This is a genomic window from Aminicella lysinilytica (genome assembly GCF_004362975.1).
In the GTDB taxonomy this organism is placed as follows: Bacteria; Bacillota; Clostridia; order Peptostreptococcales; family Anaerovoracaceae; genus Aminicella; species Aminicella lysinilytica.
On sequence record NZ_SNXO01000017.1, the window covers coordinates 1 to 6,053 of the forward strand.

The 6,053-nt window shown below is 48.4% G+C and carries 6 protein-coding genes; 4 read left to right on the plus strand and 2 right to left on the minus strand.

What is annotated here, in order from left to right; genetic code table 11:
• Window positions 1-309: 309 nt before the first annotated feature.
• Entirely contained in the window at window positions 310-618 is a 309-nt protein-coding gene (locus EV211_RS05540; protein ID WP_133528432.1) for an AzlD domain-containing protein, read from the minus strand.
• Window positions 619-1,395 carry an AzlC family ABC transporter permease gene (locus tag EV211_RS05545; RefSeq protein ID WP_133528433.1) on the minus strand — a complete coding sequence of 259 codons (777 nt, stop codon included), beginning with the start codon at window positions 1,393-1,395 and terminating at the stop codon, window positions 619-621. It lies immediately after the preceding gene.
• 160 nt (window positions 1,396-1,555) lie between these two features.
• On the opposite strand from EV211_RS05545, the gene EV211_RS05550 reads away from it, so the two are divergent.
• From EV211_RS05550 to rpsI, 4 genes are all read left to right on the plus strand, one after another.
• Entirely contained in the window at window positions 1,556-2,431 is an 876-nt protein-coding gene (locus EV211_RS05550; RefSeq protein WP_207667993.1) for a LysR family transcriptional regulator, read from the plus strand.
• 87 nt (window positions 2,432-2,518) lie between these two features.
• Window positions 2,519-4,894 carry an HAD-IC family P-type ATPase gene (locus EV211_RS05555; protein ID WP_133528435.1) on the plus strand — a complete coding sequence of 792 codons (2,376 nt, stop codon included), beginning with the start codon at window positions 2,519-2,521 and terminating at the stop codon, window positions 4,892-4,894.
• Between the two features lie 211 nt (window positions 4,895-5,105).
• A complete protein-coding gene (rplM, locus tag EV211_RS05560; protein ID WP_133528436.1) occupies window positions 5,106-5,534 on the plus strand; it encodes a 50S ribosomal protein L13 in 429 nt (142 codons plus the stop codon).
• 19 nt (window positions 5,535-5,553) lie between these two features.
• A complete protein-coding gene (gene rpsI, locus EV211_RS05565; RefSeq protein ID WP_133528437.1) occupies window positions 5,554-5,955 on the plus strand; it encodes a 30S ribosomal protein S9 in 402 nt (133 codons plus the stop codon).
• Window positions 5,956-6,053: the final 98 nt, after the last annotated feature.

Genomic DNA, 6,053 nt, shown 5'->3' on the forward strand with positions numbered 1-6,053 from the left:
AGAGTTGATTAAAATAGCAGAGAAACAACAGAAAATGCTTAAAGCAGCATAAAGGTAGTTTGATATATGCTTGAAAGTGAATTTACACACAAATATGGACTTGACCACTTATCAGCTGATGTAGAGGACAAGAAGTGCGTTTAAGAGCTAATCTAATAACATATAATACCATTTATGGATAATATATCTAGTACGGCGCACCTTAACATCTTGAATCGGGCCAATACGTGCGATTTTGGTTTACAATAACAAAAAATCCGCACTATCGTTCTGGATATCAGGACAATACGTGCGCGGTACAATTTCCATTTACACAAGCAACAGTTCGGTCAGGAATACTACGGCGCAGCATGAGCCTGCCACCAGGAACAGATTGGCGCCCAGCCAGGCGCAGCCAATGCCGACAACCATAGCCAGAACCCCGGCTACAGGTGAAGCTGTGGCCTGTATCATGGCCGGGAAGGTCATGACGGCCAGAGTCACATAAGGCACGTAATATAGAAAAGACTGAACGAAAACATTTTCGATAGGTTTTTTGATCAATGTCAGTGGAAGGACTCGGACGGCATAGGTGGTCGCCGCCATTACTAGTATGTATAAGACTGCGTTAGTTGACATCTATGCCACCTCCTTCCTGGGTAATTTTCTGTTAGGCTTCGCTTGGATACGAAGCCTGCTCTTATTATTAACTGGGAACAGAATAGCTGCTGCAGAGGAAATTACTACAGTCAGGAGGATTATTCTGTTACCCGAAGACAAATTGCATATGAAGGGTAGCCTGGTGGCCGCGTAAGAAGCTGCGAAGCTTATAGCCACGAAGGCGCCGACTACTTTATTTTTCTTTGATGGAGGGATGATCACTGCCAGGAACATTCCGTATAGAGCCACGCTGAAAGCGCTGACCAGTGACGGCGGAAGCACGCTGCCGACGGCGATGCCCACAGCCGTTCCCGTTGCCCACATAGGTACAGCGCAGCACCAGGCGCCCAATGGGTAGTAAAGATTGAAGCGCCCGGGTCTGGCTATGGTGATGCCGAATATTTCATCGGTTATTGTAGCACCCAGCACCATGCGCTGGTACCATGTTACATCCGCCGGGAGTCGCTGGGTAATTGCGAAACCCATCAAGGTGTAACGAGCATTGATCACCAATGTAGCAATTATCAGTTCAATATAAGTCGCGCCTGTGGCAAACATGGAAAATCCTGCGTACTGGCCTGCTGAGGCGTAGGTTAGCAGACTTGCGAAAAAGCCCTGCAGGACTGTGAAGTTTGCGGCTCGCGCTGTAATACCGAGGGCTACAGAAACAGCAAAGTATCCTATGCCGATTGGGATGGCATGGCGCATACCCTGGAAAAACACTGCTTTATTGTAACCTTCTTTATTAACTGTCATTTTGAACCTCCGGGGGTTATTATAACGCGGGGGGTTGATATTTGTAAAACGAATAATTATAATAGAAGCATAAGAAAAACTTATGCAGGCGTTGGGCACAAAAAGCAGCCTGTAAGGCACAGGTGGAGGCGGACGGTGACGGTCTGCAGGGAGGATGCGCATGTTATCCAGATATTACATATTCAGCAAGGTCATAGAAACGGGAAGTTTTACTGAAGCGGCCAGGGAGCTGAGCTATTCTCAGAGCGCTGTAAGCCAGACGGTGAAAGGTCTGGAGGCGGAGCTGGGCACTACTCTTGTGAGAAGAGATAGGTTCGGTGTGACATTGACATCCGACGGTGAAAGTTATATGCCGTTTATTCGCGGCATATGCGGAGCTGAAGAGGCTTTGCGTGAGAAGAAGGTCGAAATGGAAGGCCTGACCGACGCAGTGATCCGCATCGGGGCATTTACCAGCGTCAGCAGAACATTTCTGCCTCAGCTTATGAGATCATTCAAGGCCAAGAATCGCGGAGTGCAGTTCGAACTCCTTAACGGCGAATACAGTTCCATCGAGCGGTGGATCCGCGAGGGATCCGTTGACCTGGGCTTTGTTAACAGCCGCTATGCAGAAAACCTGCAGATCGAACCTTTGTACCGAAACGATATGAAGGCTGTTTTGCCCCAGAATCATCCCTTGGCGGCGAAGGACATTGTGACACTGGAAGAACTGGCGCGTGAACACTTCATAGAACTTTTTGAGGGCGATTACAGCGTGTCAATGGACGCTTTCAGGAATAAAGGGCTGTCCCCGGACATAGAATACAGCGTGCAGGATGACTACTCCATAATCACTATGGTGAGGCAGGGACTGGGGGTATCCATGCTCTACGATGATCTGCTTGAGGGATACAGTGGAGGCGTTCTGGTCAGGGATATAGCGGATCCGCCCCGGCGGGAGATCGCCCTGGGTTATAAGGATTTCAGCACCCTGCCCTTGGCGGCCAGGCGGTTTATGGACTATATAGTGGAACATATGAAGAAAGAAAATGTGTGATTTTAAGGTGAAGCCTCGGGCCGTTCTATTGACCAATGAGCGTTTTATGTTAAAATGTTAGTTAACCATTCGAAAGGAGTCTGGGTAATGACGGGTCTTTCCACGCAGGAAGTCAATGACCGCGTAAATCGCGGTCTTACAAATGAAGAGGTCGATTCATCTACCAACACTATAGGTCAGATCGTGAAGGATAATGTCTTCACATATTTCAATCTGATTTTCACAGTGTTGGCTGTTCTTTTGGTCATTGTGGGGTCTTTCAAGGATCTGACGTTCATGGGGATAATCCTGGCCAACACGGCCATAGGCATAATCCAGGAGGTCCGCTCCAAGAATATCCTGGACAATCTGAAATTCGATAAGATGCCTCGGGCTCGGGTGATCAGGGACAGCGTAGAGAAAGAAGTGCCGACGGAGGATCTGGTTCTGGACGATGTGGTGCTGCTTGGCGCCGGCAATCAGATACCGGCAGATGCCTGCGTTCTGGACGGGACAGTGACAGTAAACGAGGCGCTCATTACAGGAGAGTCTGATGAAATAGAGAAGAACTCCGACGACGATCTGCTGTCGGGAAGTTTCATAATATCGGGGCAGTGCGCGGCCAGGTTGACGGCTGTAGGCAGCGATTCATACATAAACAAGCTTACAATAGAAGCAACTAAGACCAAGAAAAATGACAACCAGTCTCAGATGGTAAAATCCCTGGACAAACTGGTAATGACTATCGGCGTTCTGATCATACCCATCGGCATAATACTAATGGTCCAGCAGTGGTTCATTATGGATGACAGTTTCCGGACCAGCGTCATCGCCATGGTTGCGGCGGTTCTGGGCATGATACCGGAGGGTCTGTATATGATGGCAAGCATCGCTATGGTGGCAAGCGCTGTACGTCTTGCTAAGATCGATGTGTTGGTACAAAACATGAGATGCATAGAGACTCTCGCCAGGGTCGATGTGCTCTGCGTGGATAAGACTGGAACTATCACGGAGAACCGCATGGAGGTGGCAGGCTTCCAGTCGGCTATGAAAGATTTCGATGACGATGAGATCAAGACTCTGCTGGCGGATCTTGTCCAGCACCAGAGCAGCGATAATATCACTATGGAAGCTATGAAAGCGTATTTTACAGATGTGTCTGACAGGCAGCCGACGGCTATCTGCCCATTCTCATCTAAATATAAATACTGCGGTGCTACTTATGACGATGGCAATTTCGTCCTGGGGGCTCCGGAATATGTTCTGGGAGACGGTTTCTCCAGATATGCAGACTACATCCAGTCTGTCAGTGAAGAGGGCTACCGTGTTCTTGCTTTTGGTTTTACCAAGGCCGTACCTGATGGCAATCAGCTGGGCGGCCCGGTGAAATTGCTGGCAGTAGTATTGCTCAACAACCCTATTAGAAAATCAGCTAAAGAAACTTTCGAGTATTTCGCCGGCAACGGCGTAGATGTGAAGGTCATCTCAGGAGATAATCCTGTGACCGTATCAAATGTAGCCCTGGAGGCCGGAATCAAGGGCGCCGAGAGTTATGTCGACGCCAGAACTCTGGAGACTCAGGATGACGTAGACAAGGCCGTGAAGAAATACACGGTTTTCGGTCGCGTCACACCTGATCAGAAGCGCATGTTTGTCCGTGGCCTGAAGAGCCAGGGGAAGACTGTAGGTATGACCGGTGACGGAGTAAACGACATACTGGCACTGCGAGATGCAGACTGCTCCATCGCCATGGCGTCAGGCAGTGAGGCCGCATCCAACGCAGCCCAGCTGGTGCTCATGGATTCAGATTTTTCCAAGATGCCGTTGGTGGTAATGGAGGGGCGCCGGGTAGTAAACAACATCATCAAAACCGCCAGCCTGTATCTGACGAAGAACATCTTTTCGTTCCTGCTGGCCATGTTCTCTATGATAAGCGTGCTTCAGTACCCTCTGAAACCTTCGCAGATAACACTCATCAGCATATTCACCATCGGCCTGCCAAGCTTTATTTTGTCCCTGGAGCCTAATAAGGACAAAATCAAAGGCAGCTTTCTCGGGAATGTTTTCAAGATGGCAACGCCGGCAGGGATCACGGTGTTCCTGTCCGTCAGTTGTCTGCTCGTGTTCGGTCAGGTACTTGACCTGAAGGCCAGCAGCATATCCACGGCCTGCTCGGCTTTGGTGGCGCTGGTGGAATTTATGATATTGGCGCGAGTGGCGAAACCTATGGACAAAATTCACCTTACCATGATGATCGTCATGGTCTGCGGGTTTTTCTACGCAATCATTTTCCACAATGAGCTCTTCGGTATCAGCCCGATGAACTGGCAATGCGTGCTTTTGCTAATCGTATTCATGATCGCTACAGAGGCACTGTTCCGCTACTTCTACAATTTTACGACTTTCGTCGGCGAGAAAATCGGCAAGGAAGCCCGCGAAGCCAAGAGGAATGCTAAGAAGAAGGGTAGGAAAAGAAAAAAATAGTTGCTTTATAGGCGTTTATGCTATATAATATTGGTTGCATTGCGTTTAGACGATGCATATTGAAATCGCAGGCAGGACATGACCCGTCCGGTAGCTATGCGAGCTAAGTAATTTAGTGATGCCGACCAGGATGCCCATTACAGTGACATCTCAGTAGGCAGGACCGAAAAAGTTGCAGAATGTCAACCCAGTAGGTAGAAAGGAACAGAAAATGAAATCATTCATTGCTAAACCTGCAGAAGTAGAACATAAGTGGTATGTTGTCGATGCAGAAGGCAAAACTCTCGGAAGACTGGCTTCAGAAATAGCTTCAGTACTGAGAGGCAAGAACAAACCAATTTACACGCCTCATGTTGACTGCGGAGACAACGTAATCGTTATCAACGCTGAGAAAGTCAAGGTAACAGGCAAGAAGCTGAAGGAAAAGGTTTATACTACTTATTCCGGATTCCAGAGTGGACTGAGAGAAGTGACTTTTGAAGAGATGCTGGCTAAGAAGCCTGAGGAAATCATAAGACACGCTGTTAAGGGAATGCTTCCTGATGGAAAGCTTGGCAGACAGATGTTCAAGAAACTATACGTTTACGCAGGACCTGAGCACAAACATGAAGCTCAGAAACCAGAAACACTGGAATTTTAGGGAAAGGGAGGAATAAGATATGGCTACAGCTAAAACACAGTACTTAGGCACAGGCAGAAGAAAATCTTCAGTTGCCAGAGTAAGATTACTCCCTGGAACTGGAAAAGTGACTATAAACAAGAAGGACCTGGGAGATTATTTCCCACAGGAGCTTTTGAAGCAGGAGGTCGTTAGACCTTTCAGCGTAGCAGGAGCAGAAGGCAAGTTCGATGTTATCGCCCTGGTTAACGGCGGCGGACTCACCGGTCAGGCCGGAGCCCTGAGACATGGCATTTCCAGAGCTCTTCTTCAGGCAGATTCAGAAGCTTACAGAGCACCTCTGAAAGCAGCAGGATTCCTGACAAGAGACCCGAGAATGAAGGAAAGAAAGAAATACGGACTCAAAAAAGCTCGTAAAGCTTCCCAGTTCTCAAAGAGATAGGGAGACCTATCCAAATTTGCTAAGGCACAACAAAACCCCGGTTGTTACCGGGGTTTTTCTGTGCCTGTAGCAAATTTATGGAAGGTCCCCCGTCAGGA